This window comes from Streptomyces marokkonensis, assembly GCF_039539045.1.
GTDB classification, from domain to species: domain Bacteria; phylum Actinomycetota; class Actinomycetes; order Streptomycetales; family Streptomycetaceae; genus Streptomyces; species Streptomyces marokkonensis.
Genome location: NZ_BAABCQ010000069.1, coordinates 11,511 through 37,311 on the forward strand (window position 1 = coordinate 11,511; position 25,801 = coordinate 37,311).

Consider the following 25,801-nt stretch of genomic DNA (forward strand, 5'->3'; position numbering starts at 1 on the left):
CCGTTCCCGTCGTCTCCGCTCCCCGAGGTACTCACGTCATGACCCAGCCGCCGCCCCCACCACCCAACCAGCCCCCGCAGGGGGAAGGCTTCGGCCCGCCGCAGAACGAGCCGCCGCAGCCGCCGACCCCGCCCTCGGGCGGTGCGCCGCACCCCGGCAAGGCTCCCGAGCCGGGTTACGGCTACCCGCAGACGCCGCAGACGCCTCCGTCGGCCCCGCAGGCGCCCGCGGGTCCGCCGACCCCGCCGGCGGGTGGACCGCAGCCGGGGTACGGCTACCCGCAGGCTCCGCCGCAGCCCCAGCCCGGGTACGGCTACCCCGGTCAGCAGCCCGGTCAGCAGCCCGGCCCGTACGGGCAGCCGCAGCAGCCCGCGCCCTACGGGCAGCCGACGCCGCCGTACGGCCAGCCGGGGCAGCCGGGGCAGCCGGGCTACGCCTATCCGCCGGTGACCGTGCCGATGCAGGCCCAGGCCGGCGGCCCGGGCGGCGGGCGGAAGATCAACGCGCAGCTGGCGATCATCGTGTCGGCCGTCGTGGCGATCGCGCTGATCATCGGTGGCGGTGTCTGGTACTCGAGCTCCCAAGGGAAGGACGACGGCAAGGACGACATCGCGACCTCCGGCGGCAAGGGCGGCGAGGGCGGCACGGACGAGAAGGGCGGCGAGGGCGGCGCGCCCTCCGGCGGCGAGGAGAAGGTGCCCGCCGACCCCGCCTCCAAGGTGCTCTTCCAGGTCCCCGCGCCCGCGGTCAGCGAGGACGACGACAGCGTCGTCGTCTCCGGCTCGTGGCTCACCGACAGCGTGTACGCCAAGAGCGGCATCGCCGAGATCGTCGGCTACGACCCCGGCAAGGGCAGCAAGAAGTGGTCGATCAAGCTGCCCGGCCCCGTCTGCACGGCCACCCGGCACGTCACCGACGACAACAAGACGGTCGTCGTCCACCAGCCCGACATGCCGACCAAGGAGAAGACCTCGCACGGGTGCTCCCAGGTCGCGCTCATCGACCTGGACGCGGGCAAGACGCTGTGGACCAAGACCGCCGGTGACCAGCCGATGTCCTTCAACAACGTCACGATCAGCGGCGGCACCGTCGCCGCCGGCGGCAATGACGGCGGCATCGCCTGGGACGTCGCCAAGGGCAACGTCCTGTGGTCCCCGAAGACGGCCGACGCCTGCTCCGACGCGGGCTACGGCGGCGGCGAGAAGCTGGTCGCGGTGCGCAGGTGCGGCTCGTACGACGCCCGGGAGCTGCACATCCAGACCATCGACCCGAAGGACGGGAAGGTGATCTCGGAGTACAAGATGGCCAAGGGCATCGAGTACGCGAGCGTCGTGTCGACGGACCCGCTGGTCATGGCCGCCGATGTCGGCGACTCCGCCGGTGACGGCAGTGGCATCTCGGACTTCTTCTCCATCGACAACAAGACCGGCAAGCTGCTCGCCCGCATCTCGGCGCCGGGCGACCAGTTCGCGGCCGAGTGCGACGGCATCACCGAGCTGGAGAACTGCACGGGCCTCGCGGTCGGCAAGGACCGGCTCTACATCCCGACGGAGGAGCACGAGGCCAGCGGCGGCAAGTCGTACAGCCGGACCAACGAGATCGTCGCCTTCGACCTGGCCACCGGGAAGCAGACCGGGCAGCGCGCCGACGCCGGCGTCGACCACACGATCATCCCGCTGCGCATGGACGGCGGCAACGTGATCGCCTACAAGGTCCCGCCGTACGACAAGGGCGGCCAGATCGTGAGCATCGACGGCGGTACGTTCAAGCAGACCATGCTGCTGGAGAACCCGGCGACCGAGGCGGTGCGGGACGTGGAGACCAGCATGTCGCCGGAGTACTCCGAGTTCATCTACTCGCAGGGACGCCTGTACATGTCGGAGGTGTACGCGAGTGAGCCGAGCAGCGCGGACGAGAAGGAGTACCTCGTGATCGCGTTCGGTACCGGCGGCTGAGGCCGTTCGTCGTCCTGTTGGCGCGTGCCCCGCGGCCCCGTCCCTGTTCCTTCGGGGGCGGGGCCGTATTGCGGGGGATTTCGGCGATCCGGGGCGGTTATCACCGGTAGGGGCAGCGCGACGGCGGGCTAGCGTGTAGCTTCCGGGGGCATGAAGGGCGGGGTCGGGGCAGGGCCACGGGCGGGGGAGCCGGGGGCCTTGGCCGGCAGTGCCGGGGGACTGGGTGACTGGGGGGTTGCTCTATGGGAGTACGGCTCATGGTGGTCGACGACCACCGATTGCTCGCCGAGGCGCTGGCCTCGGCGCTGAAGCTGCGCGGGCACCGGGTGCTCGCCGCGGCGGCGCCGGCCGCGGGCGCGGCGGAGCTGGTGATCAGCCGGGCGCCGGAGGTGTGCCTGCTGGGGACGGCGACACCCGCCGAGCCGGGGATGTTCGATCCGGTGGTGCGGATCAAGCGGGAGCGTCCGCAGGTGGCGGTGCTGGTGCTGGGGCCGGTGCCGAACCCTCGCGGGATCGCGGCGGCGTTCGCGGCGGGGGCGTCCGGCTATGTCCGGCACGACGAGCGGATCGAGGGCGTCGAGCGGGCGATCATGAAGGCGCGGGCCGGGGAGGCGGCGGTGGCGCCGTCGCTGTTGCAGGGGGCGTTCGGCGAGCTGCTGAATCCGGCGGCCCAGCCCGACGACGAGGGGCAGCGGCTGCTGCAGATGCTCACGCCGCGGGAGGTGGAGGTCCTGGTCCGGGTCGCCGAGGGCGAGGACACCCGCCTGATCGCGGCGGGTATGGGGATCGCCCCGTCCACGGCGCGTACGCACGTCCAGCGGGTACTGATGAAGCTGGGCGTGGGCTCCCGCCTGGAGGCGGCGGCGCTGGCGGCGCGGACGGGGCTGCTGGACCGGGCGAGCGCCTTCGACGGCTGAGCGGTGCCGGCGGCCGAGCGGTCCCGAGGGCTGAGTGGTGCCGGCGGCCGAGCGGTCCCGAGGGCTGAGTGGTGCCGGCGGCCGAGCGGCCCGTACCGACGCCGGGTGCCCCGCGACCGCGGGCCACCCGGCACGGACGTCACTCCTTCGGTGCCCCTGCCTTCGGCGCCTCCTCGATGGGCGGCGCCGGCGGAGCCGTCGGCCTCAGTTTCAGCCAGGCCAGGAAGAACAGCCCCAGCACCAGCATCCCCAGCCCGGTCCACAGGTTGATGTTCACCCCCTGCGCCTTGTCGATCTCGTCGTCGGACGCCACGAGGCCCGCGATCGTCACGATGACGCCGTAGACCACGAACAGCCCGCCGATGATCCGCCGGATGTCGAACAGCCGCGCGGCGGTGACGGACTTGGTCTCCAGCTCGGACACCTCGTCCTGGACGTTCTTGTCGGAGTAGGAGTTGGAATCAGACATGCTCTCTCAATCCTCCCGCGATCAGAACGAGAACGGGATGTAGCAGGCGGCGGCCAGGACGACCGCCCCCCAGCCCAGCAGCGCCGGCTTGCGGTACCACGCGTCGTCTCCCTCGGCGGGCGCCTCGGCCATGCCGGGGGAGGTGGTGCCGTAGACCAGGCCCTGCAACTCGGCGACCGGCTTCGGCTTGGTGAACAGGGTGACGGCGACCATCACCACCGCGCCGGCGACGAAGCCCGCGATCGCGGAGACGAAGTTGGCGCCCTGGTCGGAGGGGATGTCGAGGATGCCCTGCTCGTAGAGGACGAAGTAGTTGATCATCGCCGCGGTGGTGCCCGCGATCAGGCCCCAGAAGCCGGACTTCATGGACGCGCGCTTCCAGAACATGCCGATGATGAAGACCACGAACATCGGCACGTTGAAGAAGGAGAACAGCGTCTGGAGGTAGCTCATGATGTTCGAGAACGACGACGCCAGGAAGGCCGTGCCGATCGAGGCCAGGACGCCGATCACGGTGATCAGGCGGCCGAACCGCACGTAGTAGCCGTCCTCGCGGTCCTTCACGACGTACTTCGCCCAGATGTCGGCGGTGAAGACCGTGTTGAAGGACGAGATGTTCGCCGCCATGCCCGCCATGAAGGCGGCCAGCAGGCCGGTCACCGCGATGCCGAGGACGCCGTTGGGCAGCAGTTGCTGCATCAGGTACGGGATCGCGTCGTTGTACTGGAGGTCCGAGCCGGGCGTGCCGATCTTCGGGACGAGGACGGCGGCGACCAGGCCCGGGATCATCACGACGAAGACGATGAAGATCTTCGGGAACGCGGCGATCAGCGGCGTGCGCTTGGCCGCCGAGAGGTTCTTCGCCGACAGGGCGCGTTGCACCTCGGCGAAGTTCGTCGTCCAGTAGCCGAAGGAGAGGACGAAGCCGAGGCCGAGCACGATGGTCAGCCAGTTGGCGCCCAGCGGGTTGTCGCTGCCGATGCCCGTGCCGCCCCACGAGGTCATGAAGTCGGCCCCGCGGGTCTGGGTGAGGGAGTCGGACAGGCCGTCCCAGCCGCCGACCTTCTTCAGGCCCAGGACGGTGATCGGGATGAGGCCGGCCAGGATCACGAAGAACTGGAGGACCTCGTTGTAGATCGCCGAGGACAGGCCGCCCAGGGTGATGTACGCCAGGACGAAGAAGCCGGCGACCACGATGGCCACCCACTGGGGCCAGCCCAGCAGTGCCTCGACGACGATCGCGAGGGCGTAGAGGTTCACCCCGGCGATCAGGATGGCGGCGACGGCGAACAGCACCGAGCTCAGCAGGTGCGCGGCCCTGTCGAAGCGCAGCAGCAGGAACTCGGGGACCGAGCGGACCTTCGAGCCGTAGTAGAACGGCATCATCACCAGGCCGAGGAAGACCATGGCCGGGATGGCGCCGATCCAGTACCAGTGGGTCGTGTAGACGCCGTACTGGGCGCTGTTGGCGGCCATGCCCAGGATCTCGGTGGCGCCCAGGTTGGCCGCGACGAAGGCGAGACCGGTGACCCAGGCGGGCAGCGAGCGTCCGGACAGGAAGAAGTCCAGGCTCGTCTTGACCGATCGCCGGGCGGCGAAGCCGATGCCGAGCACGACGAGGAAGTAGATCCCGAGGATCGAGTAGTCGAGCCAGTTGGTGGGGAGTCGAAGCTCGGCGGCCAGATATGTGGGGGTATGCATACGAACTCGCTTCGTTGCGCGAACTGATCAGAGCGGAACCTACGCCTCCGCGTTCAGTAATTGAACACTTTTGGTGATGTTCTTTGTTTGATCGTGATGATCGGCGCGCTGGTGGATCGCCGGCGGACTCCTGGGTGGGCCGCGGCGTGGTCGCGGGGTGCTCGCCGGTTCGATTGCTGATTGGTTGTGACGTGTTATGTTTGATTGTGTTGGGTGATTGGGTGCGGATGCAGGCGCAGAGGAGTCCGGCAGTGAAGAAGACCTCGACCCGACTGGCCGACGGTCGCGAGCTCGTCTACTACGACCTGCGCGACGACACCGTGCGGGACGCCGTCGACCGCCGTCCGCTGGAGCCGACCGTCACCACCTCCGAGGTTCGCCGCGACCCGCTGCTCGGCGACGCGGTCGCCGTCGCCTCGCACCGCCAGGGCCGCATCTACCACCCGCCGGCCGACGAGTGCCCCCTGTGCCCCTCGCAGGGCGAGCGGCTGAGCGAGATCCCGGACGCGTCCTACGACGTGGTGGTCTTCGAGAACCGCTTCCCCTCGCTGGCCGGCGACTCCGGCCGCTGCGAGGTCGTCTGCTTCACCTCCGACCACAACGCCTCCTTCGCCGACCTGAGCGAGGAGCAGGCCCGCCTGGTACTGGACGCCTGGACGGACCGGACGTCGGAGCTCTCGCATCTGCCCTCCGTCGAACAGGTCTTCTGCTTCGAGAACCGGGGTGCCGAGATCGGTGTGACGCTGGGTCACCCGCACGGGCAGATCTACGCCTACCCCTTCACCACGCCCCGCACCGCCCTGATGCTCCGTTCACTCGCCGCGCACAAGGAGGCGACGGGCGGGGAGAACCTGTTCGACGCCGTCCTGGCGGAGGAGCTGGCCGGTGAGCGGGTCGTCCTGGAGACCGAGCACTGGGCCGCCTTCGTGCCGTACTCCGCGCACTGGCCCTACGAGGTGCACCTCTACCCCAGGCGCCGGGTGCCCGACCTGCTCGGCCTCGACGAGGCGGCGCGCACGGAGTTCCCCCGGGTCTATCTGGAACTCCTGAGGCGCTTCGACCGGATCTTCGGCGCCGGTGATCCCCCGACTCCGTACATCGCGGCCTGGCACCAGGCACCGTTCGGCCAGCTGGAGGACTTCGAGGGCGTGACGCGGGACGACTTCGCGCTGCACCTCGAGCTTTTCACTATCCGCCGTACATCGGGCAAGCTGAAGTTCCTCGCGGGCTCCGAGTCCGGCATGAACGTGTTCATCAACGACGTGCCCCCGGAGCGCGCGGCCGAGCGACTGCGAGAGGTAGCGAGTTCATGAGCGGGAAGTACCTGGTGACGGGCGGGGCCGGCTACGTCGGCAGTGTGGTCGCCCAGCATCTGCTGGAGGCCGGCCACGAGGTCGTCGTCCTCGACAACCTCTCGACGGGCTTCCGGGAGGGCGTGCCGGCCGGTGCCTCGTTCATCGAGGGCGACATCCGCGACGCCGCCAAGTGGCTGGACGCCTCCTACGACGGTGTCCTGCACTTCGCCGCCTTCTCCCAGGTCGGCGAGTCGGTCGTGAAGCCCGAGAAGTACTGGGACAACAACGTCGGCGGCACCATGGCCCTGCTGGAGGCGATGCGCACGGCGGGCGTGACCCGCCTCGTCTTCTCCTCCACGGCCGCCACCTACGGCGAGCCGGACCAGGTCCCGATCGTCGAGTCCGCGCCGACGAAGCCCACGAACCCGTACGGCGCCTCCAAGCTCGCCGTCGACCACATGATCACCGGCGAGGCGGCGGCCCACGGCCTGGGCGCGGTCTCGCTGCGCTACTTCAACGTCGCGGGCGCCTACGGCCGGTACGGCGAGCGCCACGACCCCGAGTCGCACCTCATCCCACTCGTCCTCCAGGTGGCACAGGGCAGGCGCGAGGCGATCTCCGTCTTCGGCGACGACTACCCGACGCCGGACGGCACCTGCGTCCGCGACTACATCCACGTCGCCGACCTGGCCGACGCCCACCTGCTCGCCCTGGACGCGGCCACCCCCGGCGAGCACCTCATCTGCAACCTGGGCAACGGCAACGGCTTCTCCGTCCGCGAGGTCGTCGAGACCGTCCGCCAGGTCACCGGCCACCCGATCCCCGAGGTCGTGGCCCCCCGACGGGGCGGCGACCCGGCGGTCCTGGTCGCCTCGGCCGGCACCGCCCGCGAGAAACTGGGCTGGAACCCGTCGCGCGCGGACCTCGCGGGCATCGTGGCGGACGCGTGGGAGTTCGCGCAGCAGCGCGCGAAGTAGACCGTAGGGACGAGAAGGGCGAGGGGTCAGGGCATGGGCGAGGCTGTCGCAGGGGACGTCGCAGGAGCCGTCGGCGAGCGGTTCCGGGAGCTGTACGGGACGGACCCCGAGGGGGTGTGGGCGGCGCCGGGCCGGGTCAACCTCATCGGCGAGCACACCGACTACAACGACGGCTTCGTCATGCCGTTCGCCCTGCCGCACACCGCCGTCGCGGCGGTGTCCCGGCGCGACGACGGCATCCTGCGCCTGCACTCGGCGGACATCGCGGCCGGCCCCGTCGAGCTGCGCGTCGCCGACCTCACCCCCGAGTCGGACCGGTCCTGGACCGCGTACCCCTCGGGCGTCGTCTGGGCGCTGCGCGAGGCCGGCCACGAGCTGACCGGCGCCGACATCCACCTGGCGTCCACGGTCCCGTCCGGCGCGGGCCTGTCCTCCTCGGCGGCCCTGGAGATCGTCGTCGCCCTCGCCCTGAACGACCTCTACTCCCTCGGCCTGCGCGGCCGGCAGCTGGCCCGCCTCTGCCAGCGCGCCGAGAACGTCTACGTCGGTGCCCCCGTCGGCATCATGGACCAGACCGCCTCCGCCTGCTGCGAAGCGGGCCACGCCCTCTTCCTCGACACCCGCGACCTCTCCCAGCGCCAGATCCCCTTCGACCTCGCCGCCGAGGGCATGCGCCTCCTCGTCGTCGACACCCAGGTCAAGCACTCCCACAGCGAGGGCGAGTACGGCAAACGCCGCGCGGGCTGCGAGAAGGGCGCCGCGCTGCTGGGCGTCGACGCGCTGCGCGACGTGGCGTACGAGGAGCTCGACGCGGCCCTGGAGCGCCTGGCCGACGACGAGGAGGTGAGCCGCCTGGTGAGGCACGTCGTCACGGAGGACGCCCGGGTCGAGCGGGTGGTGACGTTGCTGGAGTCCGGCGACACCCGTGCCATCGGCCCCGTCCTGGTCGAGGGCCACGCCTCCCTGCGCGACGACTTCCGCATCTCCTGTCCGGAACTCGACCTGGTCGTCGACACCGCCCTCGCCTCCGGCGCCCTGGGCGCCCGCATGACCGGCGGCGGCTTCGGCGGCTCGGCGATCGTCCTGACGGAGGCGGCCGACGTGGACGCCATCACGAAGGCGGTGGAGGAGGCCTTCGCCGCGGCGGGCTTCACGGCGCCCCGGGTGTTCGAGGCGGTGCCTTCGGCGGGGGCGCGGCGGGTGGCCTGACGCGACAGGACCGCGACACGACCTGGTGGTAGTGACGGGCGTCACATCCGGGTCCTGTCAGCAATCGGAGCGCCGTCTCGTTCAGGGAGCACGCGAACGAGACAGGAGCACGCCATGAAGCACCGCATCGTCGTCCTCGGCGCCGGATACGCCGGGGCCTTCGCCGCCGGAAGCCTGGCCCGCCGGCTCTCCCCCGCCGACGCCGAGATCACCGTCGTCAACGCCGTGCCCGACTTCGTCGAGCGGATGCGCCTCCACCAGCTCGCGGCGGGCCAGGACGTCGCGTTCCGCAAGCTCGCCGACGTGTACGCGGGCACCGGGGTACGGCTGCGCCTCGCACGCGTCACCGGCGTCGACCCCGAGCGCAAGACCGTCGCCGTGACCGGCGAGGAAGGTGACGGGGAGCTCGCGTACGACACGCTGCTCTACACGCTCGGCAGCTCTGTGGCCCACCACGGCGTCCCCGGCGTGGCCGAGTACGCCTTCGACGTGACCGGCCGGTCCTCGGCGCTGCGGCTGCGCGAACGCCTGGCCGGCCTGGGCGCGGGCGGCACCGTGCTGGTCGTCGGTGAGGGACTGACCGGCATCGAGACCGCCACCGAGTTCGCCGAGTCCCGGCCCGACCTCTCGGTCGCGCTCGCCGCCCGCGGCGAGCTGGGCGCATGGCTCTCCCCGAAGGCCCGCCGCCACCTGCGCCGGGCCTTCGACCGTCTCGGCGTCACCGTCCACGAGCACACCGTCGTCGAAGCCGTCGAGCCGACCCGGGCGATCGCCGCCGACGGCACGGTCGTCCCGGCCGACGTGACGGTGTGGGCGGCCGGATTCGCCGTGCACCCCCTCGCGGCCGCCAGTGGCCTGGAGGTCGCCGGGACCGGCGGGATCGTCGTCGACCGCACCATGCGCTCGGTCTCGCACCCGGACGTCTACGCGGCCGGCGACTGCGCCCACGCGATCGGTGACAACGGCCGGCCACTGCCGATGTCCTGCGCTTCGGCCGGCTTCACCAACATGCAGGCGACCGCCGCGATCATCGCCCGCCTGACGGGCGGCGACGTCCCCACCGTCGGGCTGAAGTACCACGGCAACCACATCAGCCTCGGACGGCGGGACGGGATCTTCCAGATGGTGGACGCGGACGCCCGGTCGAAGTCCTGGTACCTGGGCGGCCGGACCGCCGCCCGGCTCAAGTCCGGCATCCTCAAGGGCGCCGGGCTGGGCATCGCCCACCCGACCTTCGGCATGCCGAAGCGCAGGCGCCGCCTGGCCACCACGCCCGAGCGTGCGGCCGGGGCCGGTGCCGGGGCGAGGGCCGCCGCATAGGCTGACCCGCATGGACGACGCAGCCCTCGACCGGTTCGAGGCCGGCCGGGGACGGCTGGCCTCACTGGCGTACCGCCTGCTCGGCTCGGCCGCCGACGCCGAGGACGCCGTGCAGGACACGTTCCTGCGCTGGCAGGCCGCGGACCGCGAACGGATCGAGGTGCCGGAAGCGTGGCTGACCAAGGTCGTCACCAACCTCTGCCTCGACCGGCTCCGCTCGGCACAGGCACGCCACGAGCGGACGGCCGGTGCCTGGTTGCCCGAGCCGCTCCTCCAGAGCGACCCGATGCTCGGCCCCGCCGACACCTTCGAGCAGCGCGAATCGGTGTCCTTGGCCGTACTGACCATCCTGGAACGCCTCTCGCCCGTCGAGCGGGCCGTCTACGTCCTGCGTGAGGCCTTCTCGTACAGCCACGCCGAGATCGCCGGGATTCTCGACATCACCGAGTCCGCGAGCCAGCAGCACGCCCACCGGGCCCGGACCCGGGTCACCGCCGAACGCCGACGCGGTGGCGAGGCCGACCCCGCCTCCGCGCGCCGGGTCGTCGAGGAGTTCCTCGCCGCCGCCGTGTCGGGACGTACCGAACGGCTGGTGGCGCTGCTCACCGACGACGTGACGGCGGTATCGGACGGCGCCGGACTGGCCAGGCGGCTGCTGCGGTACCGGACGCCCGAGCGGGTCGCCTCCTTCGTGCGGGCCGGCTTCAAGCCCACGGCGGCGAAGCGGCGGCTGGCCGGCGGCTCGCCGGCGATGCACTTCGCGACGCTCAACGGCTCCCCGGCCGTCGTGGCCGTGGTCGACGGCCGGGTCGTGGGCGCCGTGGCGTTCGAGGTCGACGACGGCAAGGTCACCTCCGTGTGCGGCATCGCCGCCACGGCCCGCCTCACACGCCTCGACGAGACCTGGCGGCAGCAGGAACCCGACACGCCGGTCATCGCGGCTTGGTGAAAATGTGTGGGGCTGCCGCTGACCGTCGGTCACCGGACCGTCCTCCGGGCCTTCTGAATCTCTGCGACGGCCGCGGCGACAGCAGTGTCGAAACCGGGGTCCTGGCGGGTGACGACCCGACCACGGAACTCCTCGACGAGGCGGACGACACCGGAGAGGTCGGCGGGATCGGCACGGTTGGTCTCCCGGGCCAGCTCGGCCCCGAAATCGTCGGCATCACCGGGAAAGCCGTAACCCATGGTGAGCGCGGCACGAAGCTCGCCGATGGTACGCACAGGCAGTCCGGGGCTGCCCGGAGAGAACCGTTCCATGTCTGAGGCCGGTGTCTATGGCCGGACGTCGTCGCGTTGAGCCTTCGGCAGGCCCTCGATGAACGCGGCGAACGCGCGGGTGGAAACGGTCAGGTTTTCATGAGGCGTCTTCGAGTCCCGTACGGCCACCCACGGGCCGTGGCCGGCGACCTCGACGCACTCGTTGCCCTCGCCACCGCTGTAGCTGCTCTTGAACCACTTCGCAGTCACGTGCTTGGTCGGGGAAGACGCTATGCCGGTCATGAGAACAGCTCCTGTCGTGCTCTGGCGACCAGCTGCGACGAGGTGGTGACGTCGGCAGCCTGCGAACGAAGGTAGTCGAAGGTCAACTTATAGGCGGCGACGTCGTCCGCGTCATCGAGATACACCCCGCGCCGACGCATCTCGATGTACACGACCGCCATGGAGTTGAGGGGCTGCCGCTCGTCGTCCCGCCCGAGGATCACGAAATGTCCGGCACCCGCGGCGTGTGCGCCCCCGTTGAACGGCAGGATCTGAAGGTCGACGTTGGGGCTCTCCGCCGTCTGGTGAAGGTGCTTGAGCTGCTGGTTCATGATGTCGGTGTTCCCCACTGTCCTGCGGAGCACTGCCTCATCCATAACCACCCAAAGGTGCAGAGCCGGGTCGCGCATGAGGATGCCCTGGCGTTTCATCCGGGCTTCCACCATGTGCTCGATGGCTTCGTTGGAACTGCGTACCTCGCGTGCCTGGTGGATGGCAAGGGCGTACTCCCGTGTCTGCAACAGGCCGGGAATGACTGTGTTCGCGAAGACGTGCTCGTATGCCGCTTGGTACTCGAAGGAGACAAGCGGGTCCAGCCACTCCGGCACCGCGCTGTTGCCGACCCACCAACCGTTGGCCTGCGACTTGGCCACGGCCACGAGGGCCTCCCGTTCCTGAGGCGTGGCATCGCATGCGTCTGCCAGTGCCTTCACCGTCGCCCAGCGGATGCGGGCGCGATCCTGCCAGGCCTCGTACCGACTGACCGTCGTGGTGCTGACGCCTGCGCGTGCCGCCACCTGTGTCTGGGTGAGGCCGCAGCGTTCGCGTAGCGAGGCCAGGCCGCGAGCGATCTGCATGCGTCCGGCCGGTCCCGTCTGAGTGGCGCTCATGGTGCGGTTCCTTCCCCCTTGCGGAGCGCACTGCTCCGACCAACCTGTGCTGGTCAATGGGCCTGACCTTATGGGCTCTTCCAGGGCATCGGACGCGGATTCGAGCTCCGTCACCCACATCGGTGAACTCCTGTCGTAGATGGGACCTTCATGGGATTCCCGTGAGAGTTTTCCCTTGCGCTACTTCCTGAGTTCGACGAGGAGTTGAGAGCATGACCGGATTGGCAGGGGCCCTGATCCGTTGGCTGCGGACGATCGCCTTCCCTCCAGGGCGTCATCGGGCAGGCCGGATGCCGGAGGTGTGGCGACCCGGCGTTTCGTTGAGTGAGCGCTCCATGGCATCTCCGCGTTTCCGGACCTCCCCCACCGTCCGCCACTGGCACACCCCCATCGACGGCGCATCCAGCCCCCTCGTCCGCCCCTACCTCACCGCCTACGAGCGCGACGAGAAGGCACGGGTGCAGCGGCTGCGCCGCGATGTCCTTTGGTGTGCCACCTACGGCGTCGACCTCGACACCCGCGACATCCACGCCTGGTTGGGAGCAGCATCATGAACGGCGACAAGAACCACGTACGGCTCCTGCCCCGGACCGGCGCCCACGGCCGGCCCGGACTGCTCATCACGGACGGCGACAGCACCGTCTCCCGGCTGGCCGACCGGATCGAAGAGGTACAACTCGGCCTGGGCGAACGGCTGCTTGGCCGAACGCGGGGCCGGATGGCGACGCACCGACCGGGGAATCAAGAACTCCGCCTCCTGGCGAATCAGCTGTCGGACGCGCTCGCGGACGCCCTGCTCATCGCGCGGTCCCGGGGTGCTCGCCTCGGTGAGACCGGGCGAGACCCTGCGGACGGAACTCCTCCGGCGCCCCGCGCGTACGGCCTGCTCACCCTCCCCGGCAGGGACCTCGCCTCCGCCGGTGCCGCCCGGCGCTACGTCCGTGCCACGGCCGGGTCATGGGGCCTGCCGCCCGGTGCGACGGACGACCTGGATGCCATCACCGGGGAACTGGCCGCCAACGCCCTCGAGCACAGTGGCAGCCTCACCGTCACGGTCACCTGCTCACTCACCGCCGACACGGTCACGATCGGCGTGACCGACGACGGCAGGAGTGGGCGTACACCGGAGTTCCCCGCGCCGACCGGACCACCCGAGCCCGAGCCCGAGCGTGAACGTGGACGCGGCCTGCTGATCACCAATGCGCTGGCCACCCGGTGGGGGACGCGGCGGACGGGCGGTGGCCTGACGGTCTGGGCCGAGGTCTCCGTCGGCGCTGCGCCGGGCGCGGCGGGTCCTGGGTGAACGGGGGAGCCACGCCCGCCCTGGTGTGTCGTCGCCCTCATACTGGAGGTCGGGAGGGCCCGTGATCAAGGAGACCCTGTACCGGCGACTGCGTTACCGCCGTGACTGTATGACTCCACCGCCTGGCTTTGCATGGCCCGAGATCAGCAACGGGCAGCTCGTGATGGCGATGAGCCCGCAGCCGCGCCATCAGCTCACCGCGAAGCTGGTGTCCCGGCAGCTCGATGCTCAGGTCCCGGAGGGCTTGTTCTCGTTCGGGGCGACCGACACTGACGACGAGTCCCTCGGCACGCTGCGGATTGGATCTTCTCGTCTGCTCCAGTGACGCCATGCAGACCGACGACCCCCTAGACCCCCACGAGATCGTCCTGGCGATCGAGATCATCTCCCCGTCCAACCCGGACAACGACTACCGCGCCAAGACTCGCGACTATCCGGCCATGGGCATCCCGCACTACCTGATCTTCGACCCACGCGACGGGACCTGGACCTACCAATGGGGGATCGGCCGGTCCGGCGGCCGCCCCGCGTACGAGAACCGGCTGCATGGTCCGTACGGGGAACCGGTCGCCGTCGCCACCGACCTCGGCACGTGGACGATCGGCACCACCGAGCTGCCCCGCTACAGCGCGAAGGACATGGGGTTGGTCCCCGAGCGACGGCCGGCATCGTCGGTCGGACACCTCACCCCAGCCGCTTCGTGCTGCCCCGTTCCGCCGATCGTCACCCATTGTGATGACGATCAGTGGAACCGGCGGTTACCGTGGACGGGCTGGCAGAGAATCCCGTCCATGGGAGGAACCATGACCGCCGAGCCCCTCGCCGAGCCGAACGCCACGCCCGGCTGCCGCTGGCCGGTGCCGCCCCGGGACGGGTACACCGTGGACGACCTGTTCACGGTGCCCGACCTCCCGCCGCACACCGAGCTGATCGACGGGAGCCTGGTTTTCGTGAGTCCGCAGCGGGATTTTCACAGCATCATGATCGACCTGCTGATGGCCGGTCTGCGCCGTACGGTGCCCAAGGAGATGAAGATCCGCCGTGAGATGACCGTCGTCCTGGACCGCCGCAACGGCCCCGAACCCGACATCACCGTCGTCCGCGCCGACGCCGTCACCGGCAGGGAGCAGACCCGCTTTCAGGCCGCCGACGTCCTGCTCGCCGTCGAGGTCGTCTCCCCGGACTCCGAATCCCGCGACCGCGACACCAAGCCGCACAAGTACGCTGCCGCGGGCATCCCGCACTTCTGGCTGGTCGAGACGGGGGGCGGAGCCGGCAAGCACCCGGTGGTCCGGGTCTACGAACTCGACCCCGTCTCCAAGACGTACGACCTCACCGGCACCCATCGCGAGCTGCTCAAACTCGGCGTGCCGTACGACATCGACATCGACATCACCTCGGACGCGCTCGACGAGCTCTGAACACCTCAGACCGGCAGCCGGCCCAGCCGCTTGATCAGCGTGTACTCCGTGATCCCCGGCGGGTAGTCGGGGATCACGCACATCACCTCGTAGCCGTGTCTCGTGTAGAAGTCCGGTGCCTGGAAGTCCCAGGTCTCCACGCGGGACGCCGCGCAGCCCCGCTCCTCGTGAGCGCCTCGCTCCGCCTCCGTCAGGAGGGCCGAGCCCAGGCCTGCGCCCCGGCACCGGGCGTCCACCCACAGGTACGTCACGTGCAGCCAGGTCGCCCAGGTGTGGCCGACCAGGCCGCCCGCCAGGCCGCCTCTCTCGTCCAGCACCCAGACGTGCAGCGGGAATTCGCGTTCGTGAGGGGTTCCGCGCAGGGAGCGGAGGGTGGCGGAGGCCGCCGTGTTCGTCTCCCGCAGCCGGGTGCGCAGCAGATCGCGCCGCGCCTTGTCTACTTCTGTCACAAGACGAAACATGCGGATCACCATAAACGCGCGGGGCTGTCAGTTCTGCAAATAGCCTTCCGCTCCCGGCGACCGTCCGTACTCTGATGAGCAGCACCGGTGGGGGCCGGTGCCGTTCAGGGGGCGAGACAGCCGGGTACGGCGCCCGGGGCGGGGGTAGCGGTTACTGCACGGCGGCGGCCGTGCGGCCGCGGCGACCTGTCCCGGAGTACCGAGCGCACAGTCGGATACGGGGCTTCGGGCGCCGTACCCGTGCCGGTGTCGTCTTCCGTGTTCCGTGGATGGACAGACGATGGGTATCCCCTGCTCCTGACGGAGTGCGGGGGAGGGGGTTTCGTGGTTCGTATCCGAGTCCTGGTCGTCGACGACCACCGGATCTTCGCCGAGTCGCTCGCCGCGGCGCTGGCCGCCGAGCCGGACGTCGACGTCTCCGCGGCCGGCAGCGGCCCGGCCGCGCTGCGCTGCCTGGAGCGGGCCGCGTCCGAGGGGCGGCGGTACGACGTGCTGCTCGTCGACGCCGACCTGGGGGGTCACGCGCCCGGCGCGCGTCCCGCCCCCGTGCCCGTGCGCAACGGCAACGAGGACGGGCTGGTGGACGGGATCTCGCTGGTCGCCGGGGTGCGGTCGGGGCAGCCGAGCGTACGGACCGTGGTCCTCGCCGAGAAGGACGACCCCCGGCGGGCGGCCCTCGCACTGGGGGCCGGCGCCTCCGGGTGGGTGGCCAAGGACTGCTCCCTGTCGCGGCTGCTCAGCGTCATACGGGGCGTCCTGCGCGACGAGACGCATCTGCCGCCCGCCCTGCTCACCGGCGTCCTGCGCGAACTGACCGCCGCCCGCAAGCACCGCACCGAGAGCGAACGGCTGGTGGAGTCGCTGACCCCGCGGGAGCGGGAGGTGCTGCGCTGCATGGTCGCCGGGCTCGGGCGCAAGGCGGTCGCCGAGCGGCTGTTCCTGTCCCCGCACACCGTGCGGACCCACATGCAGAACGTCCTGGGCAAGCTGGGCGTCCACTCCACCCTCGCCGCCGTGGCACTGGCGCGCAGGGCCGGGGTGGGGCCGGCGGACCTAACCGGGGATGTTGTCGAACGGGGCGGTCAGCTGGCGTAGCAGCGCGGCCAGTTCACCGCGCTGGGCGCGGGAGAGTTCGGCCAGGATCGCGCGCTCCTGGGCCAGCAGGCCCGCCAGCGACTGGTCGGCGCGGTCGCGGCCCTCGTCCGTGAGCCGGACCAGTACGCCGCGCCGGTCGCTGGGGTCGGGCAGGCGCTCCACCAGGCCCTTCTTGGCCAGGCGGTCGATCCGGTTGGTCATCGTGCCCGAGGTGACCAGGGTCTGGGTGAGGAGCTGGCCCGGCGAGAGCTGGTAGGGGGAGCCCGCGCGGCGCAGCGCCGTCAGGACGTCGAACTCCCAGGGCTCCAGGTTGTGTTCGGAGAAGGCCAGGCGCCGTGCGCGGTCCAGGTGCCGGGCGAGCCTGCTGACCCGGCTCAGCACCTCGAGCGGTTCCACGTCGAGGTCCGGGCGCTCCCGGCGCCACGCTGCGACCAGCCGATCGACCTCGTCCTCCATGACGATCAGTGTAGTGGTTGTGTCGACGTGAAGTCTCTTGATGTCGATTATCTTGACGTCGAGAGAATGTCGGGGTGACGCTGGGTACCCGTCCCCCACGGACATCCCCTGGAGACCTCATGCCCGCCACCGCCCCCACCTGGGACCCCGCCCAGTACCTCCGGCACGCCGGCCACCGCGCCCGCCCCTTCACCGACCTCCTCGCCCGCGTCCCCGACCTGCCCGGCGACCCGCCCCGCATCGCCGACCTCGGCTGCGGCCCCGGCAACGTCACCGTCCTGCTCGCCGACCGCTGGCCCACCGCCCGCGTCACCGGCTACGACAACTCGCCCCGGATGCTCGAACGGGCCCAGGAGCACGCCGGCCCCACACCGCGGGGCGGCCACCTCGACTTCGCCCCCGCCGACGCCCGCACCTGGACGCCCGACGAGCCGTACGACCTCGTCATCAGCAACGCCACCCTCCAGTGGATCCCCGGCCACGCCGAGCGCTTCCCCGACTGGATCGACCGCCTCGCCCCCGGCGGCACCCTCGCCTTCCAGGTGCCCGGCAACTTCGACGCCCCCAGCCACCGCCTGATGCGCGAACTCGCCCACTCCCGGCGCTGGCGGGACCGCCTCGCCGGCGTCCTGCGCCACGACGACGCCGTCCTCACCCCGGAGGCCTACCTCGCCCGCCTCACCGGCCCCGGCCGCACCGCCGACGTGTGGGAGACGACGTACGTCCATCTGCTGACCGGTGACGACGCCGTGCTGGACTGGGTGAAGGGGACGGCGCTGCGGCCCGTACTCACCGCGCTCGACGACGAGCCGGAGGCCCGCGACGCGTTCGTCGAGGAGTACCGGACCGTCCTGCGCGCCGCCTATCCCGCCGGGGCGCACGGCACGCCGTTCCCCTTCCGCCGCGTCTTCGCCGTCGCCCGGAAGGAGGAGCCGCGGCCCTAGTTCTTGCGGTGCCCTATCAGCCGAGGCTTCGGCTCCAGGCCGTCCAGGCCGTGCCACGCCAGGTTGACCAGGTGCGCCGCCACCTCCGCCTTCTTCGGGCGGCGCACGTCCAGCCACCACTGCCCCGTCAGCGCCACCATGCCGACCAGCGCCTGCGCGTACAGCGGGGCCAGCTTGGCGTCGAAGCCGCGGTTCTTGAACTCGCGGCCCAGGATGTCCTCCACCTGGGTGGCGATGTCGGAGATGAGCGAGGCGAAGGAACCCGTCGACTGCGGGATGGGGGAGTCGCGGACCAGGATGCGGAAGCCGTCCGTGTACTCCTCGATGTAGTCGAGGAGCGCGAAGGCCGCCTGCTCGCACAGCTCACGCGGGTGGCCGGCGGTCAGGGAGCTGGTCACCATGTCCAGCAGGCGCCGCATCTCCCGGTCCACCACCACCGCGTACAGGCCCTCCTTGCCGCCGAAGTGCTCGTACACCACCGGCTTGGAGACCCCGGCCTTCGCCGCGATCTCCTCCACCGACGTGCCCTCGAACCCCTTCGCCGCGAAGAGGGTGCGACCGATCTCCAGCAACTGCTGGCGGCGCTCTGCACCGGTCATCCGGGTACGACGCGCGCGCCGCGGCTTCTCATTGCTCGGGGTGCTGCTGGAGTCGGTCGCCACGCCGACCATCATGCCGCTTCGACGGTTTCCTTCCGGCGGCGGGAGCCGTCTTGGTCCGGGTTGCGGCGGGAATCGATACGCGAGCGTGACGGCCACCGCACGTCGTACGCCCAGCCGAACTGCTCGAACCAGCGGATCAGACGGGCGGAGGAGTCCAGCTGCCCGCGCATCACACCGTGCCGCGCCGAGGTCGGGTCGGCGTGGTGCAGGTTGTGCCAGGACTCACCGCAGGACAGGACCGCCAGCCACCACACGTTGCCCGAACGGTCCCGCGATTTGAAGGGGCGCTTGCCGACCGCGTGGCAGATCGAGTTGATCGACCACGTGACGTGGTGCAGCAACGCCACCCGGACGAGTGACCCCCAGAAGAACCCGGTGAACGCCCCCCACCAGGACATCGTGACCAGCCCGCCGATCAGCGCCGGAAGGGCCAGGGACAGCGCGGTCCACAGGATGAACTGACGGGAGATCGCCCGGAGCGCCGGGTCCTTGATCAGGTCCGGCGCGTACTTGTCCTGCGGGGTCTGCTCCTCGTCGAACATCCATGCGACGTGAGCCCACCACAGGCCCTTCATCAGGGCAGGCACCGTCTCGCCGTAGCGCCACGGCGAATGCGGGTCGCCCTCGTCGTCGGAGAACTTGTGGTGCTTGCGGTGGTCGGCCACCCAGCGGACCAGCGGCCCCTCGACCGCCATCGAGCCCGCGATCGCCAGCGCGATCTTCAGCGGCCGCCTGGCCTTGAAGGAGCCGTGGGTGAAGTGGCGGTGGAAGCCGATCGTGATGCCGTGGCAGCCCAGGAAGTAGAAGAAGACCAGCAGACCCAGGTCCAGCCAGCTCACCCCCCACCCCCACGCCAGCGGCACCGCCGCCACCAGCGCGAGGAACGGAACGGCGATGAACAGCAGCAGCGTGATCTGTTCGAGTGACCGCTTCTGCTCACCGCCCAGCGTGGCGGACGGTGCGGCGGCGCCGCCCTCGGGGGGCGGCTGCGGAGCGTCTGGGATCACATCGGAACTCGTGGTCATGCGCGTCCCCTGTGGGGTCGAGGGTGGGGTCGGGGTGTGGGTGTGGTGTGTCCGGTTGTCCGGTGCCGGGCTTCGGGAACCACGCACGGTTTCCTACGGTTCCGTAACCTACGGCGACGTAAGTATGGCAGTGCGTCACGCCGCGGCAAGAGCCCGAGGCCCTGCGCGTCCTGGTCGACACCTATCCTGGGAGTCGGTCGGACAGCGCGGTCCGCTCTGATTTCTTCCCGGACGTCCGGCCCCGTAAGCGGCTCCCGCCGCGCGAGACGCCGTCCGGGTTCCCTCCCAGACGAGCTTCAACACTGCAAGGAGCCGCACCTGTGAGCAGTGCCGACGACCAGACCACCACCACGGCCAGCAGCGAGCTGAGCGCCGACATCCGCCGGCTGGGTGATCTCCTCGGAGAGACCCTTGTCCGGCAGGAGGGCCCCGAGCTGCTGGAACTCGTCGAGAAGGTACGCCGACTCACCCGAGAGGACGGCGAGGCCGCCGCCGAGCTGCTGCGCGGCACGGAACTGGAGACCGCGGCCAAGCTGGTCCGCGCCTTCTCCACCTACTTCCACCTCGCCAACGTCACCGAACAGGTCCACCGAGGCCGCGAACTGGGCGCCAAGCGCGCCGCCGAGGGCGGACTGCTCGCCCGTACGGCCGACCGGCTGAAGGACGCCGACCCCGAGCACCTGCGCGACACCGTCCGCAACCTCAACGTCCGGCCCGTCTTCACCGCCCACCCCACCGAGGCCGCCCGCCGCTCCGTCCTCAACAAGCTGCGCCGCATCGCCGCGCTGCTGGACACCCCGGTCATCGAATCCGACCGGCGCCGCCTCGACACCCGCCTCGCCGAGAACATCGACCTCGTCTGGCAGACCGACGAACTCCGTGTCGTACGCCCGGAGCCCGCCGACGAGGCCCGCAACGCCATCTACTACCTCGACGAACTCCACGCCGGCGCCGTCGGCGACGTCCTGGAGGATCTCACGGCGGAACTGGAGCGCGCCGGCGTCAAGCTGCCCGACGACACCCGCCCGCTCACCTTCGGCACCTGGATCGGCGGTGACCGCGACGGGAACCCCAACGTCACCCCCCAGGTCACCTGGGACGTCCTCATCCTCCAGCACGAACACGGCATCAACGACGCCCTGGAGATGATCGACGAGCTGCGCGGCTTCCTCTCCAACTCCATCCGCTACGCCGGCGCCACCGAGGAACTCCTGGAGTCCCTCCAGACCGACCTGGAACTGCTCCCCGAGATCAGCCCCCGCTACAAGCGCCTCAACGCCGAGGAGCCCTACCGGCTCAAGGCCACCTGCATCCGGCAGAAGCTGGAGAACACCAAGCAGCGCCTCGCCAAGGGCACCCCCCACGAGGCCGGCCGCGACTACCTCGGCACCGCACAGCTCCTGGACGACCTGCGGCTCGTCCAGACCTCCCTGCGCGAACACCGCGGCAGCCTCTTCGCCGACGGCCGCCTCGCCCGCACCATCCGCACGCTCGCCGCCTTCGGCCTCCAGCTCGCCACCATGGACGTCCGCGAACACGCCGACGCCCACCACCACGCGCTCGGCCAGCTGTTCGACCGGCTCGGCGAGGAGTCCTGGCGCTACGCCGACATGCCCCGCGAGTACCGCACCAAGCTCCTCGCCAAGGAACTGCGGTCCCGGCGTCCGCTGGCACCCAGCCCGGCACCCGTCGACGCCGCCGGCGAGAAGACCCTCGGCGTCTTCCAGACCGTCAGGCGCGCCCTGGAGGTCTTCGGCCCCGAGGTCATCGAGTCCTACATCATCTCCATGTGCCAGGGCGCCGACGACGTCTTCGCCGCGGCGGTACTGGCCCGCGAGGCCGGCCTCATCGACCTGCACGCCGGCTGGGCCAGGATCGGCATCGTGCCGCTCCTGGAGACCACGGACGAGCTCAAGGCCGCCGACACCATCCTCGAGGACCTCCTCGCAGACCCCTCCTACCGGCGTCTGGTCGCCCTGCGCGGCGACGTCCAGGAGGTCATGCTCGGCTACTCCGACTCCTCCAAGTTCGGCGGCATCACCACCTCGCAGTGGGAGATCCACCGCGCCCAGCGCCGCCTGCGCGACGTCGCCCACCGCTACGGCGTACGGCTGCGCCTCTTCCACGGCCGCGGCGGCACCGTCGGCCGCGGCGGCGGCCCCACCCACGACGCGATCCTCGCCCAGCCCTGGGGCACCCTCGAGGGCGAGATCAAGGTCACCGAGCAGGGCGAGGTCATCTCCGACAAGTACCTCATCCCCGCACTGGCCAGGGAGAACCTGGAGCTGACCGTCGCGGCCACCCTCCAGGCCTCCGCCCTGCACACCGCGCCCCGCCAGTCCGACGAGGCCCTCGCCCGCTGGGACGCCGCCATGGACGCCGTCTCCGACGCGGCCCACACGGCCTACCGCGAGCTGGTCGAGGACCCCGACCTGCCGACGTACTTCCTGGCCTCCACGCCGGTCGACCAGCTCGCCGACCTGCACCTGGGCTCGCGGCCCTCCCGCCGCCCCGGCTCGGGCGTCTCGCTCGACGGACTGCGCGCCATCCCGTGGGTCTTCGGCTGGACCCAGTCGAGGCAGATCGTCCCCGGCTGGTACGGCGTCGGCTCCGGCCTCAAGGCGCTGCGCGAGGCGGGCCTGCGGCAAGAAGGGGACACCGTCCTCGACGAGATGCACCAGGAGTGGCACTTCTTCCGCAACTTCATCTCCAACGTCGAGATGACCCTCGCCAAGACCGACCTGCGCATCGCCCAGCACTACGTCGACACGCTCGTCCCGGACGAACTCAAGCACGTCTTCGACCGGATCAAGGCCGAGCACGAGCTCACCGTCGCCGAGGTCCTGCGCGTCACCGGCGAGACCGAACTGCTCGACGCCGACCCCGTCCTCAAGCAGACGTTCACCATCCGCGACGCCTACCTGGACCCCATCTCCTACCTCCAGGTGGCCCTCCTCGGCCGCCAGCGCGAAGCCGCCGCCGCCGGCGAGGAAGCCGACCCGCTGCTCGCCCGAGCCCTGCTCCTCACGGTCAACGGCGTCGCCGCGGGCCTGCGCAACACCGGCTGACCCGCACCCGCCGCGCACATGCCGGTGCCCCCGCGCTCACCACTCGAGCACGGGGGCACCGTCACGTCCGTGCGCGCCGACCGCTCACACCGCGAAGAACGCCGCCGTCAGCAACGCCACCCCCGCGCCGGCCATCCCCCACGCGGCTCGCGTGAGCCGCAGCCCACCCGCCACCACCACCGAGGCGAGCAGCAACGCCCCGCCCAACGGCACCCACGCGTACAGCATCCCGGCCGGACCCGAACGCACCACGTCCTCACCGCCGGGCTTCACCACCACCGAGTACGTCCGCCCCTCCGCCACGGCGACCGAGTCCTCGATGACGACCCGCTCCCGCGTCTGCGACCCCGACGACACCGGCGAGTACGGCCCACTGCACGACCCCTCGCCGCACCGCGACACCTCGACGGTGCCCTGCTCCCGCCCCTTGGTCAGCAGCACGTGCTGCGCCGTGCCCCAGGACGCCCACACACCCGCGATCAGGATCAGCGCCGTGACCGTCCCCATCGCCGCCACCCGGCCGAAACGCAGCACGGCCTGCGAGGCCCGGCGGGAACGGGTGGCGGATGCGGACGGGGATGGAGTTGCGGTTGCGGATGCGGCTGCGGCTGCGGCGGTGGCTGAGGCAGGCATGGCCGGGATCATTGGCCACATCTGTGCGCCCGGTCAACTCGCTCGCGCACCATCGAGAGACAAGTCAGGAGTTGTACGCGCTCTGCGCCCGCTCCAGCCCCTCGATCACCAGGGCCTCCACCGCGTCCGTGGCCCGGTCCACGAAGTAGTCCAGCTCCTTGCGCTCCGTCGACGAGAAGTCCCGCAGCACGAAGTCCGCCACCTGCATTCGCCCCGGTGGCCGTCCGATGCCGAACCGCACCCGGTGGTAGTCCGGGCCCAGCGCCTTCGTGATCGACTTCAGCCCGTTGTGCCCGTTGTCCCCGCCGCCCAGCTTCAGTCGCAGAACGCCGTAGTCGATGTCCAACTCGTCATGGATCGCCACGATGTTGGAGACCGGCACCTTGTAGAAGTCCCGCAGCGCCGTCACCGGCCCACCCGAAACGTTCATGAACGACATCGGCTTCGCCAGGATCACCCGTCGGTTGGCCGGCCCCGGCGGCCCGATCCGCCCCTCGACCACCTGCGCCTGCGCCTTGCCGTGCCGCTTGAACCGCGCACCGATCCGCTCCGCCAGCAGATCCGCCACCATGAAACCGACGTTGTGCCGGTTCGAGGCGTACTCGGGGCCGGGATTGCCGAGACCGGCCACCAGCCAGGGCGCACCCGCGTCCGTCGTCACGTCCGTGTCTCCTTCGTATCCGTCACGTCGTACCCGTCACGTCGTCCCGTCACGTCGTACCCGTCACATGCAGACGAGTCGGCCGCTGCTCCGCACGGGAACAGCGGCCGACCCAACGATGACCGTGCTGAGGATCAGGCCTCGGAGGCCTCGTCACCACCGGCGGGGGCTTCCTCGGCCTGCGCCGACACCACCTGCAGGACCACGGTGTCACCCTCGACGTCCAGCTTCACACCGGACGGCAGCGCGATGTCCTTGGCGAGGACCGAGGCGCCGGCCTCCAGACCCGCCACCGACACGGTGACCTGCTGCGGGATGTGCGTGGCCTCGGCCTCGACCGGCAGCGCGTCCAGGACGTACTCCAGCAGGAAGCCACCCGGGGCCAGCTCGCCCTCGGCCTGCACCGGGATCTCGACCGACACGGTCTCGCCGCGCGTCACCAGCTGCAGGTCGACGTGCTCCAGGAAGCCCTTGATCGGGTCACGCTGGACCGACTTCGGGATCGCCAGCTCGTTGGTCTTGCCGTCGATGTCCAGCGCGATCAGCACGTTCGACGTACGCAGCGCCAGCAGCAGCTCGTGGCCCGGAAGCGTCAGGTGCAGCGGGTCCGAACCGTGACCGTACAGAACACCCGGAACCTTGTTGTCGCGGCGGATACGACGCGCGGCACCCTTGCCGAACTCGGTGCGCGTCTCGACGGCGATCTTTACCTCAGCCATGATGACTCCTCGTGGAAAACAGAACGGACGTGGTCACCCGGCCACGAACGGCCTGCTACGAAGAGCGCGTCGATTACGGACCACCACACCCGTGAAAACGGGTACGGCCTCCCTCGCCGAGCAACTTCAGCAGTCTACTCGGAGAGGGAGGCCGCACCCAAAACGATCTGTGCAGAACGGTTACTGCACGACGCTCACTGCTCGTCGAACAGGCTCGTGACCGAACCGTCCTCGAACACCTCGCGCACCGCACGCGCGATCGTCGGCGCGATCGACAGCACCGTGATCTTGTCCAGCTCCAGCTCGTTCGGCGTCGGCAGCGTGTCCGTGAAGACGAACTCACTCACCTGCGAGTTCTTCAGCCGGTCCGCCGCCGGACCCGACAGCACACCGTGCGTCGCCGTCACGATGACGTCTTCCGCACCGTGCGCGAACAGCGCGTCCGCCGCCGCGCAGATCGTGCCGCCCGTGTCGATCATGTCGTCCACGAGGACGCAGATCCGGCCCTCCACCGAACCGACGACCTCGTGCACCGTCACCTGGTTCGCCACGTCCTTGTCGCGCCGCTTGTGCACGATCGCCAGCGGCGCGCCCAGCCGGTCGCACCACCGGTCCGCCACCCGCACCCGGCCCGCGTCCGGAGACACCACCGTCAGCTTCGACCGGTCCACCTTCGCGCCCACGTAGTCCGCGAGGAGCGGCAGGGCGAAGAGGTGGTCGACGGGCCCGTCGAAGAAGCCCTGGATCTGGTCCGTGTGCAGATCCACGGTCAGGATCCGGTCCGCGCCCGCCGTCTTCATCAGATCGGCGATCAGACGCGCCGAGATCGGTTCACGCCCCCGGTGCTTCTTGTCCTGCCGCGCGTAACCGTAGAACGGCACGATGACCGTGATGGAGCGGGCCGACGCGCGCTTCAGCGCGTCGATCATGATCAGCTGCTCCATGATCCACTTGTTGATCGGAGCCGTGTGGCTCTGGATCAGGAAGCAGTCGGCGCCACGCGCCGACTCCTGGTACCGCACGTAGATCTCACCGTTGGCGAAGTCGAAGGCCTTCGTCGGGACGACCCCGACACCCAGCTGATGGGCGACCTCCTCGGCAAGCTCGGGGTGGGCGCGGCCGGAAAAGAACATCATCT

General features: G+C 70.5%; 27 protein-coding genes and 1 pseudogene. 15 read left to right on the top strand and 13 right to left on the bottom strand.

Features of this window, described 5'->3' with window-relative positions; translation table 11 throughout:
- Positions 1-38: 38 nt before the first annotated feature.
- Positions 39-1,955 carry an outer membrane protein assembly factor BamB family protein gene (locus ABEA26_RS18640; protein ID WP_345593665.1) on the top strand — a complete coding sequence of 639 codons (1,917 nt, stop codon included), beginning with the start codon at positions 39-41 and terminating at the stop codon, positions 1,953-1,955.
- A 242-nt stretch (positions 1,956-2,197) separates the two neighbouring features.
- Positions 2,198-2,872 carry a helix-turn-helix transcriptional regulator gene (locus tag ABEA26_RS18645; RefSeq protein WP_345593666.1) on the top strand — a complete coding sequence of 225 codons (675 nt, stop codon included), beginning with the start codon at positions 2,198-2,200 and terminating at the stop codon, positions 2,870-2,872.
- Between the two features lie 139 nt (positions 2,873-3,011).
- On the opposite strand, the gene ABEA26_RS18650 is transcribed toward ABEA26_RS18645, so the two are convergent.
- Positions 3,012-3,341, bottom strand: a complete 330-nt coding sequence (locus ABEA26_RS18650) for a hypothetical protein (RefSeq protein ID WP_345593667.1) — start codon at positions 3,339-3,341, stop codon at positions 3,012-3,014.
- A 21-nt stretch (positions 3,342-3,362) separates the two neighbouring features.
- Positions 3,363-5,042 (bottom strand): sodium:solute symporter family protein, encoded by a 1,680-nt coding sequence (locus ABEA26_RS18655; protein WP_345593669.1) that lies wholly within the window; start codon positions 5,040-5,042, stop codon positions 3,363-3,365.
- A 251-nt stretch (positions 5,043-5,293) separates the two neighbouring features.
- On the opposite strand from ABEA26_RS18655, the gene galT reads away from it, so the two are divergent.
- The 5 genes from galT to ABEA26_RS18680 all read left to right on the top strand — a co-directional run bounded on the left by galT (position 5,294) and on the right by ABEA26_RS18680 (position 10,792).
- Positions 5,294-6,355 carry a galactose-1-phosphate uridylyltransferase gene (gene galT, locus ABEA26_RS18660; RefSeq protein ID WP_345593671.1) on the top strand — a complete coding sequence of 354 codons (1,062 nt, stop codon included), beginning with the start codon at positions 5,294-5,296 and terminating at the stop codon, positions 6,353-6,355.
- The gene (gene galE, locus ABEA26_RS18665) at positions 6,352-7,314 is read left to right on the top strand and encodes a UDP-glucose 4-epimerase GalE (protein WP_345593673.1); all 963 of its coding nucleotides are present in this window, start codon (positions 6,352-6,354) and stop codon (positions 7,312-7,314) included. Before galT ends, galE begins: the two co-directional genes overlap by 4 nt.
- A 33-nt stretch (positions 7,315-7,347) precedes the next feature.
- Positions 7,348-8,523 (top strand): galactokinase, encoded by a 1,176-nt coding sequence (gene galK / locus ABEA26_RS18670; RefSeq protein ID WP_345593674.1) that lies wholly within the window; start codon positions 7,348-7,350, stop codon positions 8,521-8,523.
- Between the two features lie 114 nt (positions 8,524-8,637).
- Complete coding sequence (locus ABEA26_RS18675) at positions 8,638-9,843, top strand: NAD(P)/FAD-dependent oxidoreductase (RefSeq protein WP_345593676.1); 1,206 nt, start codon at positions 8,638-8,640, stop codon at positions 9,841-9,843.
- Between the two features lie 10 nt (positions 9,844-9,853).
- The gene (locus ABEA26_RS18680) at positions 9,854-10,792 is read left to right on the top strand and encodes a sigma-70 family RNA polymerase sigma factor (RefSeq protein ID WP_345593677.1); all 939 of its coding nucleotides are present in this window, start codon (positions 9,854-9,856) and stop codon (positions 10,790-10,792) included.
- A 29-nt stretch (positions 10,793-10,821) separates the two neighbouring features.
- On the opposite strand, the gene ABEA26_RS18685 is transcribed toward ABEA26_RS18680, so the two are convergent.
- From ABEA26_RS18685 to ABEA26_RS18695, 3 genes are read right to left on the bottom strand one after another with little or no spacing between them, the layout of a single operon-like run.
- Positions 10,822-11,067, bottom strand: coding sequence for a hypothetical protein (locus ABEA26_RS18685; protein WP_345593679.1), 246 nt, complete (start codon positions 11,065-11,067; stop codon positions 10,822-10,824).
- Between the two features lie 51 nt (positions 11,068-11,118).
- Complete coding sequence (locus ABEA26_RS18690; RefSeq protein WP_345593681.1) at positions 11,119-11,346, bottom strand: DUF397 domain-containing protein; 228 nt, start codon at positions 11,344-11,346, stop codon at positions 11,119-11,121.
- Positions 11,343-12,215 carry a helix-turn-helix domain-containing protein gene (locus tag ABEA26_RS18695; RefSeq protein ID WP_345593683.1) on the bottom strand — a complete coding sequence of 291 codons (873 nt, stop codon included), beginning with the start codon at positions 12,213-12,215 and terminating at the stop codon, positions 11,343-11,345. Before ABEA26_RS18695 ends, ABEA26_RS18690 begins: the two co-directional genes overlap by 4 nt.
- Positions 12,216-12,550: 335 nt before the next feature.
- Between ABEA26_RS18695 and ABEA26_RS18700 the strand changes: the two genes are divergently transcribed.
- From ABEA26_RS18700 to ABEA26_RS18720, 5 genes and pseudogenes are all read left to right on the top strand, one after another.
- Positions 12,551-12,769 (top strand): hypothetical protein, encoded by a 219-nt coding sequence (locus ABEA26_RS18700; RefSeq protein ID WP_345593685.1) that lies wholly within the window; start codon positions 12,551-12,553, stop codon positions 12,767-12,769.
- Positions 12,766-13,518 carry an ATP-binding protein gene (locus ABEA26_RS18705; protein ID WP_345593686.1) on the top strand — a complete coding sequence of 251 codons (753 nt, stop codon included), beginning with the start codon at positions 12,766-12,768 and terminating at the stop codon, positions 13,516-13,518. The genes ABEA26_RS18700 and ABEA26_RS18705 overlap by 4 nt, the downstream gene beginning before the upstream one ends.
- 61 nt (positions 13,519-13,579) lie before the next feature.
- Positions 13,580-13,843 (top strand): hypothetical protein, encoded by a 264-nt coding sequence (locus ABEA26_RS18710; protein WP_345593687.1) that lies wholly within the window; start codon positions 13,580-13,582, stop codon positions 13,841-13,843.
- A gap of 4 nt (positions 13,844-13,847) precedes the next feature.
- Positions 13,848-13,943 (top strand): annotated as a pseudogene (locus tag ABEA26_RS18715) (Uma2 family endonuclease); the annotation flags it as partial.
- A 378-nt stretch (positions 13,944-14,321) separates the two neighbouring features.
- Positions 14,322-14,939: a Uma2 family endonuclease gene (locus ABEA26_RS18720; protein ID WP_345593700.1), complete on the top strand. Its 618-nt coding sequence runs from the start codon at positions 14,322-14,324 to the stop codon at positions 14,937-14,939.
- A gap of 5 nt (positions 14,940-14,944) precedes the next feature.
- Here the strand turns inward: ABEA26_RS18720 and ABEA26_RS18725 are convergent, their stop codons facing one another.
- Positions 14,945-15,412: a GNAT family N-acetyltransferase gene (locus ABEA26_RS18725; RefSeq protein WP_345593688.1), complete on the bottom strand. Its 468-nt coding sequence runs from the start codon at positions 15,410-15,412 to the stop codon at positions 14,945-14,947.
- Between the two features lie 312 nt (positions 15,413-15,724).
- Between ABEA26_RS18725 and ABEA26_RS18730 the strand changes: the two genes are divergently transcribed.
- Positions 15,725-16,495 (top strand): response regulator transcription factor, encoded by a 771-nt coding sequence (locus ABEA26_RS18730; protein ID WP_345593689.1) that lies wholly within the window; start codon positions 15,725-15,727, stop codon positions 16,493-16,495.
- On the opposite strand, the gene tamR is transcribed toward ABEA26_RS18730, so the two are convergent.
- A complete protein-coding gene (gene tamR / locus ABEA26_RS18735; protein ID WP_345593690.1) occupies positions 16,454-16,951 on the bottom strand; it encodes a MarR family transcriptional regulator TamR in 498 nt (165 codons plus the stop codon). The two genes, ABEA26_RS18730 and tamR, sit on opposite strands and share 42 nt — an antisense overlap.
- Before the next feature lie 119 nt (positions 16,952-17,070).
- Between tamR and ABEA26_RS18740 the strand changes: the two genes are divergently transcribed.
- Positions 17,071-17,895, top strand: a complete 825-nt coding sequence (locus ABEA26_RS18740) for a trans-aconitate 2-methyltransferase (protein WP_345593691.1) — start codon at positions 17,071-17,073, stop codon at positions 17,893-17,895.
- On the opposite strand, the gene ABEA26_RS18745 is transcribed toward ABEA26_RS18740, so the two are convergent.
- Both ABEA26_RS18745 and ABEA26_RS18750 read right to left on the bottom strand, forming a co-directional pair.
- On the bottom strand, positions 17,892-18,569 hold the full coding sequence (locus ABEA26_RS18745; protein ID WP_279562659.1) for a TetR family transcriptional regulator: 678 nt from the start codon (positions 18,567-18,569) through the stop codon (positions 17,892-17,894). The two genes, ABEA26_RS18740 and ABEA26_RS18745, sit on opposite strands and share 4 nt — an antisense overlap.
- Positions 18,566-19,582 carry an acyl-CoA desaturase gene (locus tag ABEA26_RS18750; RefSeq protein ID WP_345593693.1) on the bottom strand — a complete coding sequence of 339 codons (1,017 nt, stop codon included), beginning with the start codon at positions 19,580-19,582 and terminating at the stop codon, positions 18,566-18,568. Before ABEA26_RS18750 ends, ABEA26_RS18745 begins: the two co-directional genes overlap by 4 nt.
- Positions 19,583-19,902: 320 nt before the next feature.
- Here ABEA26_RS18750 and ppc point away from each other — a divergent pair, with 320 nt between their 5' ends.
- The gene (gene ppc / locus ABEA26_RS18755; protein ID WP_345593695.1) at positions 19,903-22,650 is read left to right on the top strand and encodes a phosphoenolpyruvate carboxylase; all 2,748 of its coding nucleotides are present in this window, start codon (positions 19,903-19,905) and stop codon (positions 22,648-22,650) included.
- 84 nt (positions 22,651-22,734) lie between these two features.
- Here the strand turns inward: ppc and ABEA26_RS18760 are convergent, their stop codons facing one another.
- The 4 genes from ABEA26_RS18760 to ABEA26_RS18775 all read right to left on the bottom strand — a co-directional run bounded on the left by ABEA26_RS18760 (position 22,735) and on the right by ABEA26_RS18775 (position 25,799).
- Positions 22,735-23,295, bottom strand: coding sequence for a hypothetical protein (locus ABEA26_RS18760; RefSeq protein ID WP_345593696.1), 561 nt, complete (start codon positions 23,293-23,295; stop codon positions 22,735-22,737).
- A 52-nt stretch (positions 23,296-23,347) separates the two neighbouring features.
- Positions 23,348-23,944, bottom strand: a complete 597-nt coding sequence (gene pth / locus ABEA26_RS18765) for an aminoacyl-tRNA hydrolase (protein WP_345593697.1) — start codon at positions 23,942-23,944, stop codon at positions 23,348-23,350.
- A gap of 134 nt (positions 23,945-24,078) precedes the next feature.
- Positions 24,079-24,663, bottom strand: a complete 585-nt coding sequence (locus ABEA26_RS18770; protein ID WP_345593698.1) for a 50S ribosomal protein L25/general stress protein Ctc — start codon at positions 24,661-24,663, stop codon at positions 24,079-24,081.
- A 194-nt stretch (positions 24,664-24,857) separates the two neighbouring features.
- The gene (locus tag ABEA26_RS18775) at positions 24,858-25,799 is read right to left on the bottom strand and encodes a ribose-phosphate diphosphokinase (RefSeq protein WP_345593699.1); all 942 of its coding nucleotides are present in this window, start codon (positions 25,797-25,799) and stop codon (positions 24,858-24,860) included.
- Positions 25,800-25,801: the final 2 nt, after the last annotated feature.